30 protein-coding genes are annotated in these 26,283 nt (G+C 66.6%); 19 read left to right on the top strand and 11 right to left on the bottom strand.

Annotation, left to right across the window (positions count from 1 at the left end; translation table 11 throughout):
* Positions 1 to 79 precede the first annotated feature (79 nt).
* Positions 80 to 493, top strand: a complete 414-nt coding sequence (locus EH209_RS10285) for an Lrp/AsnC family transcriptional regulator (RefSeq protein WP_008896169.1) — start codon at positions 80 to 82, stop codon at positions 491 to 493.
* Positions 494 to 992: 499 nt separating this feature from the next.
* On the opposite strand, the gene EH209_RS10280 is transcribed toward EH209_RS10285, so the two are convergent.
* Positions 993 to 1,700: a PHP-associated domain-containing protein gene (locus EH209_RS10280; RefSeq protein WP_126662823.1), complete on the bottom strand. Its 708-nt coding sequence runs from the start codon at positions 1,698 to 1,700 to the stop codon at positions 993 to 995.
* A gap of 54 nt (positions 1,701 to 1,754) precedes the next feature.
* Between EH209_RS10280 and EH209_RS10275 the strand changes: the two genes are divergently transcribed.
* The 5 genes from EH209_RS10275 to EH209_RS10255 all read left to right on the top strand — a co-directional run bounded on the left by EH209_RS10275 (position 1,755) and on the right by EH209_RS10255 (position 6,736).
* Positions 1,755 to 2,702, top strand: a complete 948-nt coding sequence (locus EH209_RS10275) for a diacylglycerol/lipid kinase family protein (protein ID WP_126662822.1) — start codon at positions 1,755 to 1,757, stop codon at positions 2,700 to 2,702.
* A 79-nt stretch (positions 2,703 to 2,781) separates the two neighbouring features.
* Positions 2,782 to 3,342: an NUDIX hydrolase gene (locus EH209_RS10270; RefSeq protein ID WP_126662821.1), complete on the top strand. Its 561-nt coding sequence runs from the start codon at positions 2,782 to 2,784 to the stop codon at positions 3,340 to 3,342.
* Between the two features lie 243 nt (positions 3,343 to 3,585).
* On the top strand, positions 3,586 to 4,959 hold the full coding sequence (locus EH209_RS10265) for a glycosyltransferase family 4 protein (protein ID WP_126662820.1): 1,374 nt from the start codon (positions 3,586 to 3,588) through the stop codon (positions 4,957 to 4,959).
* 2 nt (positions 4,960 to 4,961) lie between these two features.
* Positions 4,962 to 5,684: a class I SAM-dependent methyltransferase gene (locus tag EH209_RS10260; RefSeq protein WP_126662819.1), complete on the top strand. Its 723-nt coding sequence runs from the start codon at positions 4,962 to 4,964 to the stop codon at positions 5,682 to 5,684.
* Positions 5,681 to 6,736 carry a prenyltransferase gene (locus EH209_RS10255; protein ID WP_126662818.1) on the top strand — a complete coding sequence of 352 codons (1,056 nt, stop codon included), beginning with the start codon at positions 5,681 to 5,683 and terminating at the stop codon, positions 6,734 to 6,736. Before EH209_RS10260 ends, EH209_RS10255 begins: the two co-directional genes overlap by 4 nt.
* Positions 6,737 to 7,014: 278 nt before the next feature.
* Here the strand turns inward: EH209_RS10255 and EH209_RS10250 are convergent, their stop codons facing one another.
* Both EH209_RS10250 and EH209_RS10245 read right to left on the bottom strand, forming a co-directional pair.
* A complete protein-coding gene (locus tag EH209_RS10250; RefSeq protein ID WP_126663574.1) occupies positions 7,015 to 7,758 on the bottom strand; it encodes a class I SAM-dependent methyltransferase in 744 nt (247 codons plus the stop codon).
* Positions 7,759 to 7,772: 14 nt separating this feature from the next.
* Entirely contained in the window at positions 7,773 to 8,864 is a 1,092-nt protein-coding gene (locus EH209_RS10245) for a hypothetical protein (RefSeq protein ID WP_126662817.1), read from the bottom strand.
* A 216-nt stretch (positions 8,865 to 9,080) separates the two neighbouring features.
* Here EH209_RS10245 and EH209_RS10240 point away from each other — a divergent pair, with 216 nt between their 5' ends.
* Together EH209_RS10240 and EH209_RS10235 are read left to right on the top strand one after the other, a co-directional pair.
* Entirely contained in the window at positions 9,081 to 9,404 is a 324-nt protein-coding gene (locus EH209_RS10240) for a DUF7853 family protein (RefSeq protein WP_126662816.1), read from the top strand.
* A 539-nt stretch (positions 9,405 to 9,943) separates the two neighbouring features.
* Positions 9,944 to 11,203, top strand: coding sequence for a M24 family metallopeptidase (locus tag EH209_RS10235; RefSeq protein ID WP_249038781.1), 1,260 nt, complete (start codon positions 9,944 to 9,946; stop codon positions 11,201 to 11,203).
* A gap of 135 nt (positions 11,204 to 11,338) precedes the next feature.
* Here EH209_RS10235 and EH209_RS10230 read toward each other — a convergent pair whose 3' ends face one another.
* Positions 11,339 to 11,635 (bottom strand): hypothetical protein, encoded by a 297-nt coding sequence (locus EH209_RS10230; protein ID WP_126662815.1) that lies wholly within the window; start codon positions 11,633 to 11,635, stop codon positions 11,339 to 11,341.
* Positions 11,636 to 11,832: 197 nt separating this feature from the next.
* Between EH209_RS10230 and EH209_RS10225 the strand changes: the two genes are divergently transcribed.
* Positions 11,833 to 12,078: a hypothetical protein gene (locus tag EH209_RS10225; RefSeq protein ID WP_126662814.1), complete on the top strand. Its 246-nt coding sequence runs from the start codon at positions 11,833 to 11,835 to the stop codon at positions 12,076 to 12,078.
* Positions 12,079 to 12,129: 51 nt separating this feature from the next.
* On the opposite strand, the gene EH209_RS10220 is transcribed toward EH209_RS10225, so the two are convergent.
* Positions 12,130 to 13,155, bottom strand: coding sequence for a zinc-binding dehydrogenase (locus EH209_RS10220; RefSeq protein WP_126662813.1), 1,026 nt, complete (start codon positions 13,153 to 13,155; stop codon positions 12,130 to 12,132).
* Positions 13,156 to 13,296: 141 nt separating this feature from the next.
* Between EH209_RS10220 and EH209_RS10215 the strand changes: the two genes are divergently transcribed.
* From EH209_RS10215 to EH209_RS10190, 6 genes are read left to right on the top strand one after another with little or no spacing between them, the layout of a single operon-like run.
* The gene (locus tag EH209_RS10215; RefSeq protein WP_249038780.1) at positions 13,297 to 14,193 is read left to right on the top strand and encodes an ABC transporter permease; all 897 of its coding nucleotides are present in this window, start codon (positions 13,297 to 13,299) and stop codon (positions 14,191 to 14,193) included.
* On the top strand, positions 14,190 to 15,101 hold the full coding sequence (locus EH209_RS10210; RefSeq protein WP_343132686.1) for an ABC transporter ATP-binding protein: 912 nt from the start codon (positions 14,190 to 14,192) through the stop codon (positions 15,099 to 15,101). Before EH209_RS10215 ends, EH209_RS10210 begins: the two co-directional genes overlap by 4 nt.
* Complete coding sequence (locus EH209_RS10205) at positions 15,098 to 15,721, top strand: hypothetical protein (RefSeq protein WP_126662811.1); 624 nt, start codon at positions 15,098 to 15,100, stop codon at positions 15,719 to 15,721. The genes EH209_RS10210 and EH209_RS10205 overlap by 4 nt, the downstream gene beginning before the upstream one ends.
* A gap of 1 nt (position 15,722) precedes the next feature.
* Positions 15,723 to 16,019 (top strand): winged helix-turn-helix domain-containing protein, encoded by a 297-nt coding sequence (locus EH209_RS10200; protein WP_126662810.1) that lies wholly within the window; start codon positions 15,723 to 15,725, stop codon positions 16,017 to 16,019.
* Between the two features lie 60 nt (positions 16,020 to 16,079).
* Entirely contained in the window at positions 16,080 to 16,829 is a 750-nt protein-coding gene (locus EH209_RS10195) for a MogA/MoaB family molybdenum cofactor biosynthesis protein (protein ID WP_126662809.1), read from the top strand.
* Position 16,830: 1 nt separating this feature from the next.
* Positions 16,831 to 17,571: a 5-formyltetrahydrofolate cyclo-ligase gene (locus tag EH209_RS10190; protein ID WP_126662808.1), complete on the top strand. Its 741-nt coding sequence runs from the start codon at positions 16,831 to 16,833 to the stop codon at positions 17,569 to 17,571.
* Between the two features lie 496 nt (positions 17,572 to 18,067).
* On the opposite strand, the gene EH209_RS10185 is transcribed toward EH209_RS10190, so the two are convergent.
* The 4 genes from EH209_RS10185 to EH209_RS10170 all read right to left on the bottom strand — a co-directional run bounded on the left by EH209_RS10185 (position 18,068) and on the right by EH209_RS10170 (position 21,562).
* On the bottom strand, positions 18,068 to 18,394 hold the full coding sequence (locus EH209_RS10185) for a DUF7126 family protein (protein ID WP_126662807.1): 327 nt from the start codon (positions 18,392 to 18,394) through the stop codon (positions 18,068 to 18,070).
* On the bottom strand, positions 18,391 to 19,308 hold the full coding sequence (guaA, locus tag EH209_RS10180) for a glutamine-hydrolyzing GMP synthase (protein ID WP_126662806.1): 918 nt from the start codon (positions 19,306 to 19,308) through the stop codon (positions 18,391 to 18,393). Before guaA ends, EH209_RS10185 begins: the two co-directional genes overlap by 4 nt.
* Positions 19,308 to 20,996 carry a glutamine hydrolyzing CTP synthase gene (locus tag EH209_RS10175; RefSeq protein WP_126662805.1) on the bottom strand — a complete coding sequence of 563 codons (1,689 nt, stop codon included), beginning with the start codon at positions 20,994 to 20,996 and terminating at the stop codon, positions 19,308 to 19,310. Before EH209_RS10175 ends, guaA begins: the two co-directional genes overlap by 1 nt.
* A 140-nt stretch (positions 20,997 to 21,136) precedes the next feature.
* The gene (locus EH209_RS10170) at positions 21,137 to 21,562 is read right to left on the bottom strand and encodes a hypothetical protein (RefSeq protein ID WP_126662804.1); all 426 of its coding nucleotides are present in this window, start codon (positions 21,560 to 21,562) and stop codon (positions 21,137 to 21,139) included.
* Between the two features lie 241 nt (positions 21,563 to 21,803).
* Here EH209_RS10170 and EH209_RS10165 point away from each other — a divergent pair, with 241 nt between their 5' ends.
* On the top strand, positions 21,804 to 22,706 hold the full coding sequence (locus tag EH209_RS10165) for a PH domain-containing protein (RefSeq protein WP_126662803.1): 903 nt from the start codon (positions 21,804 to 21,806) through the stop codon (positions 22,704 to 22,706).
* Positions 22,707 to 22,732: 26 nt separating this feature from the next.
* Positions 22,733 to 23,170 carry a cyclophilin-like family protein gene (locus EH209_RS10160; RefSeq protein ID WP_126662802.1) on the top strand — a complete coding sequence of 146 codons (438 nt, stop codon included), beginning with the start codon at positions 22,733 to 22,735 and terminating at the stop codon, positions 23,168 to 23,170.
* 9 nt (positions 23,171 to 23,179) lie between these two features.
* Here the strand turns inward: EH209_RS10160 and EH209_RS10155 are convergent, their stop codons facing one another.
* Together EH209_RS10155 and infB are read right to left on the bottom strand one after the other, a co-directional pair.
* Positions 23,180 to 23,383 carry a hypothetical protein gene (locus EH209_RS10155; RefSeq protein ID WP_126662801.1) on the bottom strand — a complete coding sequence of 68 codons (204 nt, stop codon included), beginning with the start codon at positions 23,381 to 23,383 and terminating at the stop codon, positions 23,180 to 23,182.
* Between the two features lie 84 nt (positions 23,384 to 23,467).
* Positions 23,468 to 25,267 (bottom strand): translation initiation factor IF-2, encoded by a 1,800-nt coding sequence (gene infB, locus EH209_RS10150; protein ID WP_126662800.1) that lies wholly within the window; start codon positions 25,265 to 25,267, stop codon positions 23,468 to 23,470.
* Positions 25,268 to 25,571: 304 nt separating this feature from the next.
* Here infB and EH209_RS10145 point away from each other — a divergent pair, with 304 nt between their 5' ends.
* Both EH209_RS10145 and EH209_RS10140 read left to right on the top strand, forming a co-directional pair.
* On the top strand, positions 25,572 to 25,817 hold the full coding sequence (locus tag EH209_RS10145; protein ID WP_008896139.1) for a PRC-barrel domain-containing protein: 246 nt from the start codon (positions 25,572 to 25,574) through the stop codon (positions 25,815 to 25,817).
* A 4-nt stretch (positions 25,818 to 25,821) separates the two neighbouring features.
* Positions 25,822 to 26,280, top strand: a complete 459-nt coding sequence (locus EH209_RS10140) for an NOB1 family endonuclease (RefSeq protein ID WP_126662799.1) — start codon at positions 25,822 to 25,824, stop codon at positions 26,278 to 26,280.
* The last annotated feature ends 3 nt before the right edge of the window (positions 26,281 to 26,283 follow it).

Below are 26,283 nucleotides of genomic sequence, written 5' to 3'. Positions count from 1 at the left end.
CATCATAAGTGTTGTCTTCGAAGCTCAGTTACGATTTTCGTAATCGGTAAGTGCAGGACACACGTAGTCACGCATCTCCATGGACGACCTGGACCGACAGATCCTCGATCAGCTTCGGCGAGACGGCCGCACGCCTTACACCGAGATCGCCGACGAGGTCGGGACGAGCGAGGGAACCGTCCGCAACCGCGTCGAACGGATGATCGACGAGGACGTCATCGAACGCTTCACCATCTCGACCCGGACGGGCAACGTCCAAGCGATGATCGAGCTCAGCGTCGCGGTCGACGTCGACACGAAGGCCGTCTCCGAGCGCATCGCCGAGTGGGACGAAGTGGACTTCGTCTGGATGGTCTCCGGCGAGCAGGACGTCGTGCTCGTCGTCGACGCCGCGGACACGCGCGGAGTCAACGATCTCATCACGAAGGCCCGCGATCAGGAGGAGGTCGTAAGCACGAAGACACGGCTCATCCTGGACGAAGAACTCGGCTAGGAGGGTCAGAGACGCCCGTCGTCGGCTCTGTCGCGACGATCCACGCTGTAGTGGCGCGCGCTGTGCCGCGGTGAGCCGTGGCACGAAACCGTGCGAGCGAATCGGCTGGGGAGGGTGTGGCAATTCCCTGCCGCCAGTATGAGCAGATCACTCGCTCGCACAGTTATCTCGACATCACAGATCTCTCGATCCGGTCTCGAGAGTGGACCAGCGATCAATGTTTTCTCGAGTCAGTCGGTACTCGAGGCCGCTGAGGGCTACTTCTGCTGATGGACGCAAGACGCGGAGAAGCGTCCTGCTACTCCTGGCAATGGAGGTCGCCGCGTCCACCCCAGCCGATTCGCTCGCACGGCTTCGAATCGCGGGTCACTGGGCCCACGATTCCCGTTGTCACCGTTCGCCTCTCGAGGCCTCACTCCGTTCGGCCTCACACTGCTCGCCGCGGTCCAGCGCGCGCCACCGCAGTCCCGTCCTCGTTACGATAACGCCTCGAGGTGGATCAGCCCTCGCCAGGCGGCGTCCCGACGCCCGGCGTCGGTCGCTCGATCGCGTCGATCACGTGTTTCCGGCGGTGGATCGCCCGGTAGCCCCGGCGCAACAGTCGGTCCAGCAGCGACTCGGAGACGCGAGCGCTCACCCGCCCGTCGCGGATCGCGTCGACGACCGATTCGGGCGTGAGTTCGTCGGCCTCGACGACCGTGTACGCCCGGCCCACCTCGAAGGGGTAGTGAGCGTCACTGCCGCCGACGAGCGGGAGATCGCGCTCTTCGGCCAACTCCTCGACCAGCGGCCTCGAGCGCGGGTGTTTGCCGTTGACTTCGATCGCGTCGAAGGGGACGTCCTCGAGTTCCCGCACCGTGCTGTTCCGGAAGGGGTGGGCGACGATCGCGGCGCAGCCCCGGTCGTGTGCCAGCGCGACCGCCTCTTCGGGGGAGAGCGCGCCGGGTTTCGTCGCTTCCGGCGGATCGGGACCGACGACGAGGACGTGGCCGCGGTCGGTCGTGATCTCGATCCCCGGCAGCGTCTGGGCGCCGCCGGGCGGATCCAGCGGCGTGTAGTAGTCGTGGTTGGTCGTCGCGACGCCCGCGAGGCCCCGGCGATCGGCGGCCCGGGCGAGCAGTCGGACTCCCAGCGGGTCGAAGCGGTCGCCGAGGCGCCGACGACCGTGGAAGAATCTCGTGTGCGCGTGGAGGTCGACGGAGTACATGGAAGGGCAAACGCCGGGCAGACCCTTTTGCGTGCGGCCGGCATCTCCTGTAGTATGGGATCCGACGGTGCGAGCGACCGCGTTCTGGTCCTCAATCCCGTAAGTGGAAGCGGGGACCACGTAGACGAGGTCGTCGAACTGGCGGCCGATCGCGGCTTCGAGATTCGAAAGACCGAGAAAGGCGGCGACGCGAAGAGGTTCGCCCGCGAGGCCGCCCCCGAGGCCGACTTGGTCGCCGCGGCCGGCGGGGACGGGACGGTCAACGCCGTCGCCAACGGCGTCGCAGCGGCGGGCGCCCTCGAGTCGACGACCGTCGGGGTCGTCCCCGCGGGGACGGGCAACAACTTCGCCTCGAACATCGGGATCCGAGGACTCGAGCACGCGTTCGACGTGATTGAGGACGGCCGCCGTCGGCGGATCGACCTCGGGATCGCGAACGACCGCATCTTCGTCAACTCCTGCGTCGGCGGGATCACCGCCGAGGCCAGCAGCGAGACGTCGTCGGAGAGCAAGGCGAATCTGGGCGTGCTCGCCTATGTGAAGAACACGGTCGGGACGGTCGGCTCGTTCGACTCGCTTCCCCTGCGACTGAAGACGGCCACGAGACCCGACGGCGAACACGCACACGCGTGGGAGGGCGAGGCGCTGTTCGTCCTCGTCGGCAACTGCCGGCGCTTCACCGGCACGCGGACCGCCCAGGCCGACGTCGAGGACGGGCTGTTCGAGGTCACGATCGTCGAGGACGCCGCGGTCACGGAACTGCTCGGCGGTGCGGCCCGACAGGGGCTGCTCGACGCCGACAGCGACTGCATCATCACGCGGCGGACGCCGTCGCTCGAGATCGAGAGCCAGCGCGACGCCGTCGAGTACAGCCTCGACGGCGAGATGCTCGAGACCGAGACGCTTCACCTCGAGACCGACGCGAGCGCGCTCGAGATCGCCGTCGGGAGCGAGTACCGAATCGATCCGGATGAGGAGGCGACGAACGGCGGGATCGTCTGACGCACACCGCAGGACTGAACCGCGCGCACCGCCGCGGCGAGACGATACTGGTTTCAAGACCCGCTGTGATTGTGGGGGTATGAGTACGCCACAGGACGACCACTCCCACGAGAACGCCGAACAGGACGTGATCGCCGTCGACGCCGACGACAACGAACTCGAGCTCGTCAACCGGCTCGAGGCCCACACCGGCGACGGAATTCGCCACCGAGCGTTTACGTCGCTGGTCTTCGACGGCGAGGGGAACATTCTGCTGGCCCAGCGAGCCCCCGACAAGCGACTCTGGGGAACCTACTGGGACGGAACCGTCGCCTCCCACCCCGTTGAGGGACAGAGCCAGAAGGAAGCGACGCGCCAGCGACTGGAGGAGGAACTGGGGATCACCCCCGACCAGTACGGCGACCTGCGGCTGACCGACCGCTTCGAGTACAAGCGCTACTTCGAGAACGCGGGCCTCGAACACGAAGTCTGTGCCGTCCTGCAGCTGACCCTGTCCGATCGCGACCTCGATCCCGACGAGGAGGAGGTCACGGGCCTGATGTGGGTCCCCTACGAGCGACTCCACTCGAACCCCGAATGGTACCGCCAACTCCGCCTCTGTCCCTGGTTCGAGATCGCGATGCGACGCGACGTCCGGTAGCGCCGCCGATCGCGACCCGATAGCCGTCATTCTGACACTTCTGCCGAATCGGCCGATCCCGAACCCCGCCGCACCGAGATCCGATCGCCGGCCGTTCGGACGGCTCGAGGACGCAACTCCCGCGATTTTCCGGATGAGAACCGATCGACGAGACCGTCGCGTCTCGGCGACGGACACCGTCTAGAAACAGTACACTAGCGGGAGGTTTATTAGTGAGTGCCCACACATGAAGGATAGACTGCGATGGTCAGTGATACGTTCAGGCGTCTTCTCCGGGGGAGCGTCGCCACATCGTCCGCGTCGGCGGGGAGTTCGACCGCGACGGGATCGACGACGGAGACGGGGCCGTCGCCCGACTCGGCGCGACCCGAGGGCGAGCCGTTGGATATCTGTCTGTTGAGCTACCGATCGAACCCCTACTCCGGCGGCCAGGGCGTCTACGTGAAGTATCTGAGCCGAGCGCTGACCGACCTCGGACACTCCGTCGACGTGATTTCGGGGAAGCCCTACCCCGAACTCGACGACGACGTCGGGCTGGTGAAGTTGCCCGGCGAGAACGTCGTCGACGAACTCGACCGATTAGGACAGTTCGAACCCTCATATCTGCGCGATCCGCTGGCGATGTACGAGTGGCTGAGCGCACTCACCGGCGGCTTCCCCGACCCCTACGCCTTCGGTCGCCGCGTCGTCGATTACTTCGAGAAACGCCGACCCGAGTACGACGTGATCCACGACAACCAGTCTCTGTGTTACGGGCTGCAGACGCTCCGCGAACGGGGCCACCCCGTGGTGGCGACGGTTCACCACCCGATCACCGTCGACCGCGACGTCGCCCTCGCTGCGGCCGACGGCTGGGGCGAGCGGCTGCTGATCCGCCGCTGGTACCGGTTCCTCCGGATGCAACGCGAGGTCGTCCGCGACCTCCCCCACGTCTTGACCGTCTCCGAAGCGGCCAAGCGCCGCACCGTCGCCGACTTCGGCGCCGACCCCGACGCGCTCCGCGTCGTCCACAACGGGATCGACACCGACCTGTTCGAACCCGTCGACCGCGAGCACGACCGCCCGCGCGTGATGACGACCGTCAGCGCCGACGTGCCGCTGAAGGGCGCTCGCTACCTGCTCGAGGCCTTCGCCGACGTTCGCGAGCACGTCGACGCCGAACTCGTCGTCGTCGGCGAGTTCGACGAGGGCGGCGACTGCGAGCGACTGGTCTCGAAGCTTGGCATCGAGGACGCCGTCGAGACCCACAGCGAGATCAGCTACGACCGGATGATCGAACTCTATGGAACCGCCGACGTCGCCGTCGTCCCCTCGCTGTACGAGGGCTTCGGCCTCCCGGCGGGCGAGGCGATGGCCTGTGGCGTCCCGGTCGTCGCCACCACCGGCGGCGCCCTGCCCGAGGTAGTCGGCGACGCCGGCAACCTCGTCGCCCCCGGCGACGCCGGCGAGATGGCCGACGCAATCCGCGAGTTGCTCGCGGACGACGACCGGCGCCGCCGGCTGGGCGAGCGCGGCCGCGAGCGCATCGTCGAGGAGTTCGACTGGGAGCGGGCCGCCGGCGAGACTGTCCGCACGTACCGAACCGCGATCGAGGCACGGCGGACGCGGGAGACCTGACCATGGAGACGATCGATTTCGACCGGCTCACGCTGACGCCGGGGATGCGCGTCTTAGACGTCGGCTGCGGGGAGGGCCGACACGTCCACGCCGCCGCCCTCGAGAACGTCCGGGAGGTCGTCGGCGTCGACATCGGGCGGGAGAACCTGACCGCCGCGCGCGAGGACTACACGTCGTACATCGCCGGCGAGACGGACGTGCCGGTTACGTTCGCCGCGGGCGACGCGCTCCGGCTTCCCTTCGAGGACAGCGCCTTCGACGTCGTCTGCTGTACCGAGGTCTTGGAGCACATCCCCGACTACGAGGCCGCGCTCGATGAACTCCGCCGGGTCTGCAAGCCGGAGGGGACGCTCGCGGTCAGCGTCCCTCGCGAGGGGCCCGAACGGGTCTGCTGGGCGCTGTCGGACGAGTACCACCAGGTCGAGGGCGGCCACGTCCGCATCTTCGACCGCGAGGAACTGCGGGCCGCGATCGAACGACGCGGTTTCCGCCGGGTCGACGACCACTTCGCCCACGCCCTGCACGCGCCCTACTGGTGGCTGAAGTGTCTCTGGTGGGACCGCGACCAGCGCGGCGAGGCGCCGCTGACGCTGCGGGCCTACGATCGCTTCCTCGAGTGGGACGTTCTCGAGTCGCCCCGAACGGTGCGGCTGCTCGAGCGGGCGCTCGACCCACTGGTGGGCAAGAGCGTCGTCTACTACTTCGAACTGGAGGGGCCAGCGTGAGCGACGGCTCCGGGCCCCGGTCGCTCGCCGACTGGGGTCTCGAGCCCGCGGTCGACCACATCGAGCGCGTCCAGCGCGCGGACGGACTGATCCTCTGGTACCCCGACGGCCCAGCCGACCCCTGGGACCACGTCGAGAGCGCGATGGCGCTGTCGATCGCTGGCCGCGACGAGGCCGCCCGCCGCGCCTACCGCTGGGTGGCCGACGCCCAACACGACGACGGTGCGCTGTGGGCGACCTACGGCGACAGCGAGGACGACGACGGCGCCCACGACGGCGACGAACCTCGCAAGGAGACCCACCGGAGCGCCTACGTCGCCGTCGGCGCCTGGCACCACTATCTCTGTACCGAGGACCGCGACTTTCTCGAGAACCTGTGGCCGACCGTCCGCGACGCCCTCGCCTTCGCCTGCGACCACCAGGCCCCGACCGGCGAGATCTACTGGACCGTCGACCCCGACGGCGAGGTCTACGAGGACGCGCTGATCGCCGGCTGTGCCTCGATCTACAAGAGCCTCGCCTGCGGCGCGACGATCGCGGACGTTCTCGGCCGCGTCGAGGTACGGGATCGGTGGCTCGAGGCCCGTTCCCGACTCGGCGAGGCGATCCGAACTCGGCCCGACCGGTTCGACCGCACCTGGGAGAGCAAGTCCCGGTACGCGATGGACTGGTTCTACCCGGTCCTCTGTGGCGTCGTGACCGGCAATTCCGCGCGGGACCGTCTCGACGCCGGCGCGGATCGGTTTCTCGAGGAAGAGTTAGGCTGTCGGTGCGTCTCGGACGAGCCGTGGGTGACCGTCGCCGAGTCCTGCGAACTCGTGCTCTCGCTGGCCGCGGTCGGCCGGACGACGCGTGCTCGAGAGATCTACGAGTGGCTCTTTCAGTGGACCGACGACGAGGGGATCTTCTGGACGGGCTACCAGTTCGAGGACGAGGCGTTCTGGCCGGGCGAGCGGCCGACCTGGACCGGCGCGGCCGCGGTGCTGGCCGCGGACGCGCTCTCGGGGGTGTCGCCGGCGGCGGATCTCTTCACTGATCCGCAGCCAGAGTGACAGCGAGTGCGACACCCGCCGCGTGACAGCGATCGCTCGGGACGGGTCATTTGTCCGTGAACACTCTGAGCGCGACTCCGACGAGTACCAGGCTCGCCCCGAGAACGATTCCCAGCGGCGGCGGTAACGGCGTGAACCGTACGAGCCCGACGAAGATAACGATAGTCGAGAGTCGAACCACGGATCTCCTACGCAGAACGCACTGAAAAGGGCGCTGCGCGCATCGTCCGAGAGCCGGACGGGCGCGGCGCAAGTACCGTCGCGACGGACGAGGACACTCAGTCCGTTCTCCCGGAAGACGGCACTCGAGCAATCCCCGTATCACAGACCACGCACGATCGGAGCCCGTTCGCATCGGTGAACCGATCGAACAGTCGCGAGAGCCGCACGTCGTGACTCGCGAGGAACCCGCCGGGCTCGAGCCGCGACAGCGCCGTCTCGTATTCGAAGCGCATGTGCGGCAGTCGGTGATCCGAGTCATGCAGGAACAGGTCGACGGGCCCGACGGTCTCGAGCAAATCGGGAAGCACCGCGCGCGCGTCGCCCTCGCGTAACTCCCAGCGCTCGCGACACCGGTCCGGAATTAGGTGGCCGTAGTCGAACGGCCCCGGCGGGCCGCTGGGCAGATCCACCGAGTGCAGCGTTCCGCCGCCGTTTCGCTCCATCGCCGCCAGAATATGCGCGTCGAACGAGCCGAACAGAACCCCGGTTTCGATGGCGGTCTCGACCTCGAGGGCGCGACAGACGACGTACAGCGTCGCGCCGTCGCGCCAGTGGGTGGTGTCGGTGGCGACGCCGGCATCGTGAATCTCCGCCACGCGATCGGCGTAGGTGTCGTGGAACCACTCGAGGTTATCGTACTCGCGTTCGTACGCTCGGAGTTCGTCGACCGATGCGGGGAGCACCGACGCCAGCCGCTCGGCTCGCTCGTCGATCTCCTGTCCGTAGTCCAGCCGTCGGCGCTCGAGTCCCAGACGGGCTTTCCGGAGCGCGTAGACGGCGTCTCGCAGGCGACCGGGCAGCGGATCGTCCGCCGTCACCGATACCCCAGCGCTTCGAGGCGCGATTCGACGTCATCGTCGTCCCCATCGCTACCGCGGCCGTCCTGTTGGGCCCCGGCTTCGTCGCCCTCGCGGACCGCATCGGGTAGCGCCGGATCGCCGGTACCCAGATCCCGCCCCTCGCGGACGACCCACGGGACGCGCCGCAGCGCGGGCACGGGCGTTCCGGGCGGGTGCGACCAGACGCCGAGTTCGCCGAGCGCGTTGCCGTGATCGCTGGTCATCGCAACCCGGCCGTCACAGTTCTCGAGCAGGCGTGCGACGTCGTCCAACACCCACTCGAGGTTGTCCCGGTAGGCCCGCCAGACCGCCTCGAAGGCCAGATCGCCGTCGCGGACCCGCAGCCAGGGGTCGTTCATCGAGCCCTCGTCGTCGTCGGCCTCGGCGAAGGCCTCGAGGGCCTCCTGCTCCTCGGCCGTGAGGTCCTCAAGGTCGAGGTCCTCGTCTGCCGGGTCGTCACCGTCCTCGCCGTCGGCGAACTGCCCCCAGTGTTCGATGTCGGCCGAGCCGAAGAACCACTCCGGTCGGGATCGGAACGGGGCGTGGGGCTGCATGTAGTGGACGAGGACGCGGTCGACGCCGAGTTCCTCGCGGCGGCGCCAGATCGCAATCGCGGCGTCAGTCAGCGACTCGGGCGGGATCGTCGAGATACCGTCGTCGACCCAATCGTCCCGCCAGGCCTCGTGGAAGACGCCGAAGTCGGCCTCGGACAGCGGCAATACCTCGTCGGAGGTAACGAGGATGTGCTCGCAGGACTGGGAAGAAAAGGGGTTGCCGGTCACGTACGCGGTGCGAGCCATCTCCTCGCGATAGGCGGGCGCGAAGGTTCGGTCCATCCACTCGGCCGACTGCGAGCCGACCGACCACAGCGAGTCGACCCCGTCAGGTCCGGGCAGAGCCTCGTGGCCGGCCGCGGCCGCCTCGCGCATGAGATCGAGTCGGCAGCCGTCGAGAATACAGCAGACGTCCCACTCGCGGTCCCAGACGGCCGTCGCGGGCACGAGCCGCGAGAGCGCGTGGCCGAAGCGACCGGTCGCAATCGTCTCGGATAGCGTCGCGAAATCCATCGGCGTCGGCTCCTGTATACTGGCTGGAGACGATTCTGTTAGTAGCTTTTGATCGGCGAACCGACCGGTCGCTGACTCGAGCGGTCGGCCGTCGCCGCGGACGCCAGCGGATCGAATCGCGACACGAGGCGGAGATATGCGATGCGGTAACAAGGCTTATTATACGGTAGTTCGTAGCGTCGGTCGTGGACCGATGAAAACGGTCCGTGTGACGTAATGAGTTCCCAACCACCGGAAACCGAGACGCACGAAGTCACGCTCTCCAGAGACGAGCAATGGGTCGTTCACGCCATCCTCGCGGACTATATCGACGACGCTATCGATTCCGACGAGACCCCGCCGGCGTGGGCGGTCGAACTGCTCGAGGCCGTCGAGTCCGGAGACAACACGGAGGTACTCACCGGATTCCAGACCCGACGACTCGCCGAGGCGATGGGTGACTATCTCGAGCGCGAAGGGATTCCGGACCAGGACCGCGTCCACGGATCGGACGTCGCCGACCGACTCGAGGCCCACCTCGAGTCCCACGGGACGGCGTAGTCCGTCCCGAGCGATCGGCGCGAGGCGACGAAACGCGGTCAGACGACCGCGAACGTATTTTGCGGAATCCGAGAGAACGGAGACGGGAGTCCGCGTCGGGTCCCGCGAGCACGGATCGCCGTCCGATCAGGGACGAGTGGGTCCCCACACGGTCGAGACCCGCTCCTCGGCCGAAAGGGCGAGCAGTATCGTGGGGAACAGCGGCAGCGACAGCAGTGCGGTTGGGTGATCTCCCGACCGCAGCCCCGTCGACGCAGCGCAGCCGGCAGCTCTCTTGGAGTCGGCCAATACGGTGCATACCCAGCCCTATTCCTGCTGGGTCGTGGCGTCGAGAACTCGGCGGACGGCATCTACGGTGTCTGGGCGGGCGATGACTATGCCATCAACGGACGGTACAGTCACTCGGTACGCCACTTCGCTTCTGTGGCCGTTCCTCAAGTCTTGTATACTCATGTGAAAATCAACCGGTCGCTGGTAAATGTTTCTCCAGTATTAATTTGTATTATGATAAAATAGGGCGGGACGGAGTGTGCTATGAGATGACACTGCAAGATATCCTCGACATCGATAGGCGAACATATCTCAAGATGGCCAGCGGTGCCGTATCGATTCCCGCGCTGAGTAGCGCAGTGGGCGCACGGAGCGACGACGCCTCGGACGTCACCCAGTCTCGTCAGGAAAAGTTCGACCGGCTGGACGCGTATCTCGACGAGAACGGGCTCGAGGCCGTCTGGTTCGCGGATTCGGACTCGTACGCGTGGCTCACCGGCCGAAGCAACGTCATCGACCGGAGTTCGGCAACCGGCGTCGCCGCCGTCGGCTACGACGGGGCGGACCTCACGATCGTCGTCGACAACGACGAACGCGCGCTCGTCCGGGAAGAGCGGTTCGACGGCGGCGGTTCGGACGACTGCCACCTGACGCCGGCACTTCCCGACGTGACGATCGAGACGTTCCCGTGGTACGCGACGTCGCTCGGCGACGCCGTCGCAGAACGGTCGCCGACGCCCGCAGCCGCGGACTTCGACGTACCCGGTCTCGAGTCGCTAGATGCGAGCCCGCTCCGACAGCCGCTCACGGCCGGCGATATCGAACGGTACCGAACACTGGGCGCCGAAACGGCCGCCGCGGTCGAGGGCGTCTGTCGAAACGCCGAGTCGGGCGACACCGAGCAACAGCTCGCGAACGCACTGGGCTGTGCGCTCGATCGATACGGGATCGATCATCCGGTCGTACTCGTGGCGGGCGGAGCGCGGGCGCGGAAGTATCGCCATCCCGTCCCGCGGGACGTCGAACTCGGCGAGTTCGTCGTCGTCTCCGTCGTCGGCCGACGGCTCGGGGAGTACGCCAGTTGTACGCGCACGGTCGCCTTCGACCCGCCGGAGTGGCTTGAAGAACGACATCGAATCGCGACGCGCATCGACGCGACCGCGCTGGCCTCGACACGGGCGGCCGCGCGGTCGGACGGAACGGCCGACGACGTCTTCCGGGCGATTCAGGCCGGGTACGGAGAAGCGGGCCTTCCGACCGAGTGGCAGGAACACCACCAGGGTGGCGCGGCCGGGTACGCGAGCCGAGAGTGGGTCGCGACGCCGGGGCTGCAGACGAGCGTCACGGCACCGATGGCGTACGCGTGGAATCCGACCGTGAAAGGGGCGAAGAGCGAAGGGACGGTCCTGGTGACCGACGACGCGATCGAACCGCTCACGACGACCGGGGAGTGGCCGACCCTCGAGGCGGCGTCGTACGTGGACGACGCGACCGTCACGCGGCCCGCCGTCCTGTACAAGAACTCGTAGTTGCCAGATCCGTCACGTCCCGCCGCTGAAGGGCCAGGACAGCTCCTACCGAAACGCATCGAAGACGGCCGCGAGGCTCGCGCGTAGCTACCGTCGTGCCGGTGTCGGCCGACATGCTCCGCTCGGCGGCGTCCGTCAGGGCCGCGTCGTGCCCCAGACGGCGGTGAGCGCGAGCAACACCGCGGGGAACAGTGGCAGCGACAGCAGGGCGAAGCGGTAGCCGACGTCGGGCGGCCAGAAGGTGATCGCCGCCGGCGCGACGATAAAGGTGAGGACGATCATCCCGACGACGGTCCAGCCGCGCCAGTCGAACTCCCGGTCGGTCGAATCGGGATGTGGTGGGTCGGAACCGCCGGCGGTTTTGGTCCGCTTCCCCCCCTCGTCGAACGTGGACGGGTCGTGGACGTATCCGCCATCGTCGCTCGGGCACATATTTGGGCGTTCGAGGCGATAGTAAAAGCATCTGTGGTTCCGAAGAGATGCTGCGCCGCGGCCGAACCGGTTCGGCGTATGACTCGAGTTGCCCGCTGAAGCCGATTTGAGCGGAGACACAGCGCGACTCGAGTCGCCACTGTCCACGTCTCGGAAACAGTCAAGTTACTTGTATCGCAACGGCGACCGATCACAGCATGGAAACGTGGCTGCGGACACTGACGAAGATCCATCACTACCACTATCCTGTTCTCGCCTGTGGCGGGCTGATCGTAACGGTCGTGTGCTCCAGTCCGGGAACGCACCAGTTCGCCGTCGGACCGATCACGGTCGACGTCTTCTACAGTTCGCTGCTAACGTTCGGGGCGCTGTTGGTCCTCTCGGTGACTGATACGTACGATCCGGAAGACTACAGACTCGAGTCGGACGACACCGAACGGTAACGGCGCTACCTCGGCAGCGTCGAGCCAATTCCGAATCGCCGTCGTCGGTCCCTAGAGTTCGCTGTCGGGACGGACGACGACCTTGCCGAACCCTTCGCGGTTCTCGATGATCTCGTGGGCGCGGGGCGTCTCACTCATCGGCAACTCCTCGCGGATCGCGGGCTCGAAGGTACCGTCCCAGACGAGGTCCATCACTTCGTCGACCTGATCGGGCGTCGCCATCGTCGAGCCGATGATCTGGAGTTGCTCCCAGAAGATCCGCGGAATGTCGGTCTCGGGATTCCCACCGCCGGTGCCGCCGCAGGTGACCAGCCGACCGCCCTTGGTGAGGCTCTTCAGCGAGTTCTGCCAGGTGGGCGCGCCGACGTGTTCGACGACGACGTCGACGCCGCGGCCGTCGGTCTCCGAGAGCACCCAGTCAGCGAAGTCCTCGTCCTCGTAGTTACAGACGTGGTCGGCACCGTGCTCGCGGGCGTAGTCGAGTTTCTCCTCGGTGCTGCCGGTCGCGTAGACCTCCGCGCCCGCGTAGTCGGCGATCTGGAGCGCGGCGTGGCCGACCCCACCGCTGGCGCCCAGCACGAGCACCTTCTCGCCGGCCTGGAGCTCCGCACGGTCGATCAGCATCCGCCAGGCGGTCTGGAACACCAGACAGCTCGAGCCGGCGACCGCCCAGTCGACGTCCTCGGGGACCGGAATCAGGTTGTCCTCGGGAACGGCGGCGTACTCGGAGTGGACGCCCTGGACGTGCTCGCCGATGATGTGGAATCGGGGATCGAGCGTCGGATCGTCCATCCGCAGGTCGCCGACGCCGGCGGAGACCGCGACGCGGTCGCCTTCCTCGAAGCGGGTGACGTCCGGGCCGACCTCCTCGACGACGCCGGCGGCGTCGCTGCCCGGAACGTGGGGCATCTCGAGGTCGATCCCCGGCATCCCCCGCCGCGTCCAGATATCCAGGTGGTTGAGCGCAGCCGCCTTGATGTCGACCAGTACCTCGTCGCGGTCGACGTCCGGATCGGAGTACTCCCCGTACTCGATGACGTCCGTGTCGCCGTGTTCGGTGATCTTGACTGCCTGCATACTCGCGTATGACGGAAACTCCGGCCATAACAGTTTGGCTACCAGCACTCTGCTGGTCGACGATCGGTCGCTTTGCGCTGCAAAGTTACTTTGCGGCAGGAACTATTATGTGTTACAGACGTGTCAGCTGACGTAGAGACAATGTCAACAGAGACACAAACCGGCCGCCGATCCAACGCCGACCTCGAGCGGAATCAACGGGACCGAGAACCCACACGAGAACGGGATCGAGACCCGCGACGCTGGCTCGCACAGGCGAGTGCGTTCACCAGACGGAGCCTTCAAGAGGTGCGCAACAGCTGGCTGCTGCTGGGGTGGGTGATCGTGTTTCCGTCGGTCATGTACCTCTTCTTCGTCGCGCAGGGAACGGACGGGCCGGCGACGGCCGACGCGATCATCTCGATCGGAATCGGCGTGATGGGCGCGCTCTTCGTCTGCCTCTACCTCTTCGGCGACCAGCTCGCGGGCGACCTCGAGGACCGGCGGTACGCGGCCTACCGGTCGATGCCGCTCTCGCCCGCGGCCGATCTGGCTGGGCGGATGGCCGCCGGCCTCGTCCTCGCGACGGCGGCGTTCGCGGCGACGATCCTCGCGGGGGTGGCGACCGGCGCCGAGTACGGCCTCCGCGGGCCCGAGTCGATTCCGATTATCGTCGTCGCTGGACTGCTGACCTGGGTCTTCTGGATGGTCGTCGCGATCCCGATCGTGCTGGCCGCGGACAACGAGTCCGTCGCCGAGTGGGTCAGCTCGCTGGTCGCGGTCGCCGCGTTCGTCCTCACCGGCTTCAACGGCGCGCTGCCCGCCCAGTCGCCCATCGAGGGCGAACTGCTGAACTACCTCCCGAACGCCCTGCCGACGCGGCTGCTGGTCTACCACCTCGTCCCCGCCGAGAACTGGACGGAACTCGGCGCCGCGCCCCCGGCGATGCCGACCGGTCTCGAGTTCGTCGCGCTGCTGGCCGGCTACGCGATCGTCGCGCTGGTCGCCGGAACGGTCCTGTTGAACCGGTACGCCTACGACCGGGGGTGGTGGCCGTGAGCGACGCCGTCGTCACCGCCAGCGGGGTCCGGAAATCCTTCGACGAGGAGGGCGTCCTCGAGGACGTCGATCTCACCGTCAGGGACGGCGAGCTACTGGTCCTGATGGGACCCAACGGCGTCGGCAAATCGGTGTTGCTCTCCTGTCTGGCCGGCAGCGACCGCCCGACCGAGGGCAGCGTGTCCGTCTTCGGCGAGCCGGCCACCGCACGCGCGGACACGACGAGTTTCCTCCTGCAGGACGCGCTCTGCCACGAGAAGCTTACCGGCCGGGAGAACGTCGCGTTCTACGACCGGCTCCACCCTGAGTTCACTGACGCGTGGCGCGACTACGCCGACCGGCTCGGGATCGCCGAGGACCTCGAGCGGCCCGTCGAGAACTACTCCGGCGGGATGGTGCGCAAGCTCGAGCTCTCGATCGCGGCGAGCATCGACGTCCCGATCTACCTCTTCGACGAACCGACCGCGGCGCTGGACCTGCCGACGGTCCAGACGGTTCACGACCTGTTCCGCGAGAAACGGGCCGCGGGGAAGACGCTCGTCGTCGCCAGCCACCGCCCGATGGACGCCGACATCGCCGACCGGGTCGCCTTCCTCGCGGACGGCGAAATCGCTACCGTCGGGACGCCGGACGAGCTGTTAGCGTCGCTCCCGCCGATCCTCGAGACCGGGACCGCCCACACGGGCGCGCTGACCGACGCAATCCACGGGGATCCTTACGCGGTCGCGGGCAACGTCCGGGGGTTCCTGCCGGCCGACGGCGACGACCCCGATCCCGCCGTCGACGACGTCGCGGCCGCGACCGGCATCGACCCGGACGATCTCGCCGTCGCTGAGCCGACGTACACCGACCTGTTTAACTACTACACGAACACTGGTCCGGACGAACGCCCGACTCACAACCGATGACCGACGGAACCGAAGACGTCGATCCGGCCGCCCTCGAGGCGGAGCTCGCCGAGATCAAGGGAGCGATCGGACTCGCGGAGGACCACCCCTACTGGTGGCGGTTCTGGCTCGTCGAAGGCGTCGGCGCCGGCTGCTGTTTCACCCTCGTGCAGTTCTGGTTCCGCGGCGGGCCCGAACTGCCGATCCTCGCCGCGTTCGTCGGCCTGCTCGGCCTCGGGACGCTCGTCAAACGCCGGATTAGAGCGGCCTACGAGCCGCCGACGGCGGGGCTACCGGACCAGCGTCTCTGGCTCCTCGCGGTCCTCGCCGCCATCGGCGCGCTGCTCGTCGGCCTCCTGCCGGTGTTCGACGTGCTCGGCGAGCGGAACGCGGTCCGGCTGGCGCTGGTCTCCGCGGGGGCGGTCGTCGGCGCCGGCTACGTCTACATGGGCCAACTGCTCGGCGCGTACGACATCCGGGCGGCCGACCGCTACGCCTTCTATGCCGGCGGCGCGTGGATCCTCGTTCTCGCCGCCGCTATCCCCCATGTCCCCGCTGCCGAGGGCTGGGAGTACGCCGTCTTCGGGCTCGGTATCGCCGTCCAGCACGTCGCCGCCTACGTCGTTCTCTCCCGGCGCTAACATGGAATTCGACAAACTCGTCCACCAGCCGACCCGCCTTCGCATCTTCGCCCACCTCTACGCCAACGGCGAGGCGAGTTTCACGGCGCTGACCGAGGAACTCGAGATCACCGAGGGGAACCTCGCCAGCCACATCGAGCGGATGGAAGACGCCGACTGCGTCGCCGTCGACAAGGAATTCGTCGACCGCAAACCGCAGACCACCTACCGGCTCACCGAGCGCGGTGAGGAACTCTTCGAGGACCACATCGACACCCTCGAGGCGCTGATCGACGGCCTCGAGACCGACGACTCGTAGCGCGCCGCGGGACGACGGCGGGTGACAGCGTTTTACCCGTCGGCTCTCGAACGACGAGCTATGACCGAGACGGACTCGAGCGAGGAGCGACAGCAGGGGGCGACCGAAGAACCGGCGCCGGACGAGGAACGCGACGCAGACGAGCAGCCGCCCGACGAGGGTAATGACATCGACGGCCGATCGCTCGGCGTCGGGGTCGTCACGATCGCGACGGACCGCTCGCTCGAGTCTGACGGCGCCGGCGAGGCGCTCGTCACGGGCCTCAAGCGGGCCGACCACGAGGTGGTCACGCGCGAACACATCGGGAGCGATCACGACCGCATTCAGTCGACCGTTTCGCGGATGCTCGACCGCGACGACGTCGACGTCATCGTCACCGGCGGGGCGACCAGCATCGAGCCGAGCGACGTCACCATCGAAGCCGTCGAACCGCTGCTCGAGAAGCGACTGGCCGCCTTCGAGGATTTGTTCACCTCGATGGCCTACGAGACGGTCGGCACGCGCGTCGTCGCGGCGCGGACGATCGCGGGCGTTACCGAGGGAACGCCGGTGTTCTGTCTCCCCGGCAACGAGGACGCGGCGCGGATGGGACTCGAGGAGATCATCCTCCCGGAGATCCACAATCTCGTCAGCCTCGCGCGCGAGGACATCGCCCAGGACAGGTGGGCCGTCGACGAGGCCGCACTCGAGGAGGGCGAGGCGACCGGAGAAGGAGGCGAACGCGACATCGAAGGCGAACGCGAGGGCGAGGACCTCGAGAGCGAAACGGCCGTGGAACCCGCGTCCGAACCCGACGACGGAGGCGAGTGAGATGGACGATTCAGACACCGCCGACGCCGCCGACGGCGTCGACAAGGAGACGATCCGCGAGTGCGTCTGGGACGACCTCGAGGAGAGCGGCGAGGCGCGGTTCCCCTTCCCGCCCCACGGCCGGATTCCGAACTTCGCGGGTGCGGACGACGCCGCCGAACGACTAGCCGAACAGCCGGAGTGGCGCGACGCGACGACGATCAAGGCCAATCCCGACGCGCCCCAGTTGCCCGTCCGGCGGGCGGCGTTGCGCGCGGGGAAGACCGTCTACATGGCCGTTCCGCGACTCGCCGACGAAAAATGCTTCCTGAAACTCGACCCCGACGAACTCTCCGACTACGACGCGGCGACGACGGTTTCGGGCTCCTCGGAACACGGCGAGCAGGTCGGCCCCGACGCAGTCGAGGAGATCGATCTGATCGTCTCCGGGAGCGTGGCAGTCACTGAGAACGGGGGTCGGATCGGGAAAGGAGAGGGTTACAGCGACCTCGAGTACGCTATCCTGCGCGGCCTCGGCCTCGTCGACGAGTCGACGGCGGTCGCGACGACGGTCCACGAGCGGCAACTCGTCGACGACACCGTCGCGATCGGCGACCACGACGTCTCGATGGACCTCGTCGTCACTCCCGAGCGGACGATCCGTCCCGAAAGCCGCGCGCAGCCGTCCGGAATCGACTGGGATCTGCTCGACGAGGAACGTCTCGAGGAGATTCCGGTCCTCCGGCGGTTGCAGTCGTCGTAAGTCGGTTCGCCGGATCGGTTCGGAGCCGTCGCTGCGATCGGACAGCGACTGTCGAAGCGAAAGTGCTGAGAACCATCCCGAGGGCCGGAAATACCCCGGCGCCTCGAGTGCCAACCGCAGGGTGTGGGGACGCAGGCGGGTGCAAGGCCTGCGTCGGTACCGGGAATCGGTACGGTGTGGCAGTGGTGGGGGAAGGGTGCTGTGGGTGGGTTGGAAGTCACGGGTGCAGGCGGTGGATGCCTCGGTGGGGTCTGCCCGTCGACCTCCATCTATCGATAGCCGCGGATCCTACTTCAACGGGGGCGATGGTATTCGACGGTTATCCCGGATTCCGTCGATTTCAATCCCAGTTTACGCGGCCGAAACCGCCCGTATTACGGTTTATACTGCCGCACTCCGTCCCAACGCACAATTATTCGTGAACGTCGGGGACGCGTCTGTTCGAAGTCGACGCGAGCGGCGACGATCCGCACAAAAGGGAAGCTGCCGCGAGCGGCTAGCTGGTCAGTTCGTCGGCGACGATCCCGACGTCCATCAACTGCGGGTCGAGGGCGAGGTCGAGTTGGCCCTTGACGAACTCCGGGACCGTATCCCGGGCGTAGACGACCGTTCGAATGTCGTCCGAGAGATCGCAGACGATCGGGATCGTCGTCGCCTGCCCGGTGTCGGTCAGGACGTACAGATCGGCGTCGACGATCCCGGCCTCCTCGAGAGCGGGCCGGGAGATGTCGCCGTTGAGGCGGGCGACGGTAGCGCCCTCCGCCTCGAGGGCGGTGGCGATGTCGTCCTCGTCGGGACCGGCGACGATTGCGTCCGTGCTCATTCGTACTCGATTGTCGCTGGCGGTTTGTGGGTCACGTCGTAGACGACGCGGGCGACGTTGTCGTTCTGGCCGGTGATTCGCGACTGGATGCGCTGGAGAGTATCCCAGTCGATCTCCTGTGCGCGGGCGGTCATCCCGTCGCGGGACTCGACCGAGCGGACGGAGACGACCCAGCCGTGTACACGGTTGTCGCCTTTCACGCCCGTCGCCTTGCCGATGACGGCTGCGAGCGCTTGCCAGGGCTCGTACTCCTCGAGTTCCTCCTCGACGACGTGGCAGGCGTGACGGGCGACCTCGAGTTTCTCCTCGGTGACCTCGCCGATGACGCGGACGGCGAGTCCGGGGCCGGGGAACGGCATCCGTTCGGCGACGATCTCGTCCAGGCCGAGGTGGCGCGCGACCTCGCGGACCTCGTCCTTGTAGAGGTCGCGAACGGGTTCGACGATCCCCTCGAAGTCGACGACCTCCGGCAGGCCACCGACGTTGTGGTGGGACTTGATTCCGCCCTCGCTCTCGATGCGGTCGGGGTAGATCGTCCCCTGAACGAGGTAGTCCGCGTTGGCGTCCTTCGCCTCGCGCTCGAACTCGCGGATGAACTGTTCGCCGATGATCTCGCGCTTCTCCTCGGGGTCGGTGACGCCCGAGAGGGCCTCGAGGAACCGATCCTTGGCGTCGACGATCCGCAGCGACTCCATGTAGTCGAAGGTCTCGCGGATCTGGTCGGTCTCGCCTTTCCGCATCAGGCCGGTATCGACGTACACCGGGGTCAGCCGGTCGCCGATGGCCTCGTATGCCAGGGCGGCGGCGACCGACGAGTCGACCCCGCCCGAGAGTGCGATGACGGCGTTTTCGTCGCCGATTTCGTCGCCGATCTCTGCAACTGCTTCTGGAACAAACGTGTCGGTATCTACCATCAGTGGGTTACCTCCGTTTCCGCGTCGGTGTCGGCATCCGCGTCTGCGGTCTCGGCGTCCTCGGCCTCGGACTGCTCGAGGACGGCCTCGACCAGTCCAAGGAACGGCGGGCTCGGCTGGCCGGGACGAGACGTGTACTCGGGGTGGAACTGCGTCCCGACGAAGTAGGGGTGGGTCTCGAGTTCGAGGATCTCCATCCGGTTGCCCGCGGTCCCGGAGAAGACGAGCGGTTCGTCCTCGAAGGCGTCGAAGTACTCGGGGTTGACCTCGTAGCGGTGGCGGTGTCGCTCCGAACAGGAGGTATCGCCGTAGAGGTCGTAAGCGAGCGTCTCGGGTTCGATGACGGTCGTGTGCTCGCCGAGGCGCATCGTCCCGCCCATATCCTCGACCTCGTACTGCTCCGGCAGGATGTCGATGACCGGGTGGGGGGAGTCCTCGACCATCTCGGCGGAATGGGCGTCCTCAAGGCCCAGCACGTTCCGGGCATACTCGACGACGGCCATCTGGAAGCCGAGACAGAGCCCGAGGAACGGAACGTCGTTCTCGCGGGCGTAGCGGACGGCCTCGATCTTGCCCTCGGAGCCGCGCATCCCGAAGCCGCCGGGAACGATGACTCCGTCCATCCCCTCGAGTTGTCCGTCGTGGCCGTCGGCCAGTTCGTCGGCCGGGACCCAGTGGCGCTCGACGTCGACGCCGACCTCGAAACCGGCGTGTTTCAGCGACTCGTGGATCGACATGTACGCGTCCTCGAGATCGTACTTGCCGACCAGCGCGATGTCGACCGTCCCTTCCTTCTCGGTCGTGACGATCTCGCGCCACTCGTTGGCGCGTTCGCCGACGGGCAGGGCCTCGTCGGCCATCCCGAAGTGCTCGAGGACGTACTGGTCGAGCCCCTCTTCTTCGACCATCAGCGGGACGTGGTAGACGTCCTCGACGTCGGGGTTCGAGAACACCGCTTCCGTGGGAATGTCACAGAACAGCGCGATCTTTTCCTTGGTCTCGGGGTCGAGTCGGTCCTCGCAGCGGCCGACGATGATGTCGGGCTGGAGGCCGATCGAGCGGACCTCCTTGACCGAGTGCTGGGTCGGCTTGGTCTTCTGCTCACCGTTCTTCGAGTACGGGACGAGCGTGACGTGGGTGAAGAGGACGTTCTCCTCGGGTTCCTCGTGGGCAAACTGGCGCAGCGCCTCGAGGTAGGGCATCCCCTCGATGTCTCCCACGGTGCCGCCGACTTCGATGATACAGACGTCGGTGCCCTCCGCGGCCTCGCGGATGCGACGCTTGATGTCGTCGGTGATGTGGGGGATGATCTGGACCGTCTTGCCCAGGTAGTCGCCAGCGCGCTCCTGCTCGATGACGTGCTGGTAGGTTTTCCCCGTAGTGATGTTGTGGTCCGAGGTCATGTCGATGTCGAGGAACCGCTCGTAGTTCCCCAGATCGAGGTCGACCTCGCCGCCGTCCTCCAAGACGTATACCTCCCCGTGCTGGTAGGGATTCATCGTCCCCGCGTCGACGTTCAGGTACGGATCGATCTTCACCGCGGTGACGTCGAACCCGGCGTTTTTGAGGAGACGGCCAGTGCTCGCGGCCGTAATCCCCTTGCCGAGTCCCGACATGACGCCGCCGGTGACGAAGATGAACTTGTTCCCCAGCGAGGGGTCATAATGAGTGTCCGATTCCGTCGGCATACCGAGTGTGCGCGCGACCGGTTGAAAACGATTTCGGGACCGCACCGTCTCCGACAGGCGTTGTCATCCCGAACGATGATAGATTCGGCCACAGCTGTTTCCCCGAAACCGCGACCGGAAAGAAGGGCGACTGTCGGCGACTACGGTTCCTCGTCCATGGACGCCTTCCCCTGCGGATCGTCTTCCTTGGACACCTTGCCTTCGGCCTCCGACTCCGTGACCTCCATGTCCTGCACTTCGACGATTTCGGCCTGCTCCATGAACTCGATGCCGCCGCCCATGCGCAACTGGAGCGTCCGCCCCGGAAGGTCCGGATCGTCCTCGTCGGTCGGTTCTTGCGGGACGGAGACGGCGGTGACCCCCTCGATCGTGACGGAGCGACGCTCGATCGGGTCGCCCTCGTGCTCGACCGTGTCCCACGTCTCGACGTCGAACTCGTCCATGTCTTTGCCGAAGTAATCCTCCGCGTCTGGGTTGACCGTATCTTCGGTCTGGGACTCGCCTGTCGTTCTGTTATCGTCGAACTGGACCTCCTCGTGCTTGTACTGCCGGAGATGAACGAGCATGATACTGGCCACCAGCAGTAGCCAGTTAATGCTTGTAGTGGAAGGCTCAACCAATTCATGAGTGCCCGCGGTGAGTCGCCGGTCGAAACCGCCGCGCGATTACCGTCTCGAGCCTACTGAGCGCGATTTCATCGTCGAGTGTACGACGTGTACCTCGAGGCCGTCGATCGTCGAACAGAGATGTCTGTTATCTCTCATTACCCCATTTATTTTATACCGTGCGTTCGTACACCGAGATACTGTGGCGTCTCACGAACGACGACCCGCCCTCGAGTTCGACGAGCCGGACACCGGCTTTCAGGCCGGATTCGGGTTCTACGTCGGCCTCGTCGCGGCCGGCGTCGCGGCGACCGCGGGGCTCCTGGCAGGGGTTTCCACCGCGACGTTGCTCGGCATCCTGCCGTCGATGGTGACGGCGGTCGCGATCGCCGGCCACATCCTCACGAGGCGGGCCCGCGGCCTGCCCGAGCGGATCGGCCGGAGCCGATGGCGCCGACTGGCCTGCTACGCGCCGCCGATCGCGTTCGCGGCGACGCTGGCACTCCCCCTCGTTATATCGATCGAGGCGACCGGCCGGTTCGTCGTCCTGACGCTCGTCGTGACGCTCGTCACCGGCGTCACGGCGTACGGCGTCGATCGGATGGCCCGCAACCGGTACATCGACGCGCTCACCGCCGACGAGCCCGCGGCGGTCTGGACGTGGCGACAGACCGGCCTCACCTCCGGCGGGATCGTGTTCGGCGCCTATCTGGTGATCACGATCGGCGGCGGCCTCTACAGCACGATCGCGTGGGGGCTGAACGTCAGTTCGCTCATGGTCTTCTACGGGCTCATCTTTCTCCTCCAGTGGTACGGTATCGGCGGCGACTGGCTCAATTTCGACCAGAACGAACAGGCGACCCCGCCGACGATCCGCGCCCACGAAGCCGGACTCGTCGTCGAGCGCTCCGTCTCGAGAACGTTCGTTCCGTGGGACGACGTCGCGGACGTGCGGCTGACCGACGACAAACTCGTCTTCGAGCGCCGGTGGTTCGACCTGCGCTGCGACCCTGCGGCGATCGACGACCCCGAGGCGACCCTCGAGGGAATCCAACGCGCCCGCGGGCGAGCGGACGCGACGCGGCAACCGGACCTCGCGGATTGAAGGCGCATCCGTCCGTGGCCTCTCGCATGACCGACCTCACCGTTACCGTCGGCGACCGAACGCTCGCGGCCGCCTGGACCGATGACGCCCCCGAGGCGAGGGCCGCACTCGAGGCGGCCCTGCCGGTCGCCGGCGACGCCGTCCGCTGGGGTAACGAACTCTACTTCGACGTTTCGCTCGATGTTCCACCCGAAAACGCCCGCGAGGTCGTCCCCGAGGGCTCGATCGCGTACTGGCCGGCCGGCGAGAAGCTGTGTCTGTTCTGGCGCGAGACGCCGGCCAGCCGTGCGAGGCCTGAGCGGAGCGAAGACCTCGATATGGAGAGCGGTGACGACGGAACCGCGAGCCAGAACGGCGAACCGCGCGCCGCCGCGCCCGTTACCGTCGTCGCTCGAGTCGAGGACTGCGCCGCGCTGGCCGATCTCGAGGGCGGAGCGCGACTGCGACTCGAGCGCGCGGCGTAAGTTCCGTCGTCAGGTGCGATTCCGCGGCGCCCGCTCCGGCGTCCGCGTTCGTCCGCCGCCCCTCGAGAGAAGCAGCCATTGGGGAACGCCCAGCAGCGCGAGTAACGCGGTGGCGCCGAGAACGACCGTCGCCGAGTCGATCGCGAGCCCGTAGAAGAGCACGGTCCCGAGCGCAACGTACGACGCGGCGAGTAGCCAGACGAGACGGTTCATGAGAATTATAAGATAGGCATCACGATAAGGATAGCGGCCGGTCGGACGTCAGTGCTGTCGGGGTCGGCGGACTCCGCGTCGGCGCTACTTGCCCCAGAACGGATCCCGGCTGCGCTGCTTGTCGAGGTACATGTTCAGCGCCTCGAGTTCGTCAGCGGGGATCTCGTCGGTCAGCTCCTGCTCTAAGATCTTCGCGTGTTTCTCGGGGATCTGGATCCAGAGCTCGTCGTCTTCCTCGATCTGGCGGCCGACGGTCGGGCCGTCGATGGCGACAGAGACCCGGTTGCCGGCCCGGGCTTCGTCGACGTCCTCGCCCTGCTCCTGGATGCCCTTGATCTGGCCGACGCGTTCGGGCTCGTTGCCCTCGAACTTCACGACGGTGGCGTTGTTCTGGACGGTCCCGGAGTTGACCTCGACACCGACGACCGCGGGATCGTTCTGGCGGAACGTGTGGTCCGGCAGGATGCGGAACCGGGCGGGCCGCGAGATGTTCTCGAGGATGGTATCCTGCTGGGCCTGTTCGATCCCCTCGACGTACTCGTCGTACTCCTCGACAAGCTGGTAGATGACCTCGTCGGTGAAGATCGTCACGTCGTCGGTCTCGGCGCGGTGTTCCGCGTCTGAGAGGACGTCGACGTTGAACCCGAGGATGACCTGCTGTTTCGGATCCTCGGCCGTCGATGCGACCGAGATGTCACGCGGCGCGACGTCGCCGACCTCCGCGCGGACGATCGGCACCTCCGCCTCGTCCAAGGCGTCGGCCATCGCCTCGAGGCTTCCCAGCGTGTCGGCCTTGACGACGACGCCCTCTTCGGCGGTGTCGACCGCGATCGAGGCGAGTTCGGCCTGCACTTCCTCGATGACGTCATCGAGGTCCCGGTCGCGGACGACCCGGACGGGCGCGCCGGCCATCGCGTCGCCAAGTTCTGGCGCGGCGACCTTGATCCCGGCCGCGGCGCCGACCTCGTCGACGTTCTCGAAGCGGCTCTCGGTTCGGATCTCCGCGAGCGGACGGGGCTGGAGCAGCGCGCGAACCTCGGTGACGATCGGGTCGTTCTGTCCGCCGACGACGATCGTGTCGTCTTCCTTGATCGTGCCGTCGTAGAGGACGATGTCGACCGTCTTCCCGAACCCTTTCTCCTCTTTGACCTCGAGGACGGTGCCGACGCCGGGGCCGGAGACGTCGATTTCCATCTCCTCTTTCATGTACCGCTGGGAGAGGCCCATCATCACGGTCAGCAGGTCCGGGACGCCCTCGCCAGTCATCGCCGAGACGGGGACGACGCCGACGTTGCGCTGGAAGTTCTGAACGCGCCAGTAGAGGTCGGCGGAGAACCCCTCGTCGCTCAGATTGCCGATGATCTCGTAGAGGCTCTCGTCGAGTCGCTGGCGGACGCGCTCGGACTGGGACTCGTAGGTGTCGTTGATCGGCGTGTCCTCGTTGGGATCCCAGCCGGGGACGGTGTCGATCTTGTTCGCCGCGACGATGAAGGGCGTCTGGGAGCGCTTGAGGATGTCCAGCGCCTCGAGCGTCTGGGGCTGGAAACCGTCGTTAACGTCGACGACGAGGATGGCGATGTCAGCGAGCGCGCCGCCCCGCGAGCGTAGCGTCGTAAAGGAGTGGTGGCCCGGCGTGTCGATAAAGAGCAGGCCGGGCAGGTCGAAGTCGTCGGGGTCGACGAGGTCGCCCGCGATCGAGGAAATGATGTCGAGCGGGACCGCCGTCGCGCCGATATGCTGAGTGATGGCGCCCGCTTCGCCCTCGATTACCGCGGAGCCGCGTATTTTGTCGAGGAGACTGGTCTTGCCGTGATCGACGTGGCCGAGGACGGCCACGATCGGCGTTCTGAGAGATGTGGGGTCGTGCGTATCCGTATTCGACATGGTGAACCACCCGAGAAGGTCTTATCTAAGGGGTCGGTAGAGCGGTAGTTAAACCCATCGTCATCCGCGCTGTTCTCGCCGGTCTGACTGGTCGCTCGACTCGAAACTGAGTCCGTCCGGATCGACGCCGATCGGCCGCCCCTCGAGCGGCTGCTATCGGACCGGATCCGTGTCGCTTCGAGGGAGTCCGAATCGAGTCGAATCGCCGTTCGGCGATCTCGCTCGAGCGACGCGACGACGGCGGGTACGACGCCTCGCTATCTACCCCGTGGACTTTAATACCGATTAGTAAGTACGGGTATGCATGAGCGATATACTCGCTGAAAATCTCTCGGGGAAGTCCGTCATGGGTTCCGACGGCACCGAGCTCGGATTGCTCTATAACATCACAATGGATCTCAAATCCGGCAAGCTCCACGACCTCGTTATCGATCCCGACGACGAAATCTCCCCGCGAACGGTCGACTTCGACGTCGACGACGCGGGCCGATTCCTCGTCCCCGTCAACCGCGTTCAGGCGGTCAAAGACTACATTGTCGTCCAGCGCTAACGGTATGTACGTTCTCGACTCCTCGGCGTTTATCCACGACTTTCACACGACAGAACAGACTGCAACCATTCCCCTCGTCCGCGAAGAACTCGAGGACGAGAGCGCCTATCGCTACGACGCGATGGAGGGCTCGGGGATGCACATCCACATTCCCAACGACGACACCACCGAGAAAGTCCAGCGCGCGGCCCGCGAATCGGGCGATCTCGACGTCCTCTCCGAAACCGACGTTCGCCTCGTCGCGGCGAGTTTCGAACTCGACGGAACGCTCGTCACCGACGACTACGCGATGCAAAACGTCGCGGAGAAGTTAAACGTCGACGTCGAAGTGATCGCCCGCGAGGGCATCGACGAACAGCGTCACTGGCGCTACCAGTGTCAGGGCTGCGGTCGCGAGTTCGACGAACAGAAGGACCGCTGCCCGATCTGCGGCTCGGAGCTGGCGCGGAAGAACCCCTCGTAATTC

The sequence above is a fragment of the Haloterrigena salifodinae genome, from assembly GCF_003977755.1.
Taxonomy (GTDB): domain Archaea; phylum Halobacteriota; class Halobacteria; order Halobacteriales; family Natrialbaceae; genus Haloterrigena; species Haloterrigena salifodinae.
This window is presented reverse-complemented; position numbering and strand designations above follow the sequence as displayed.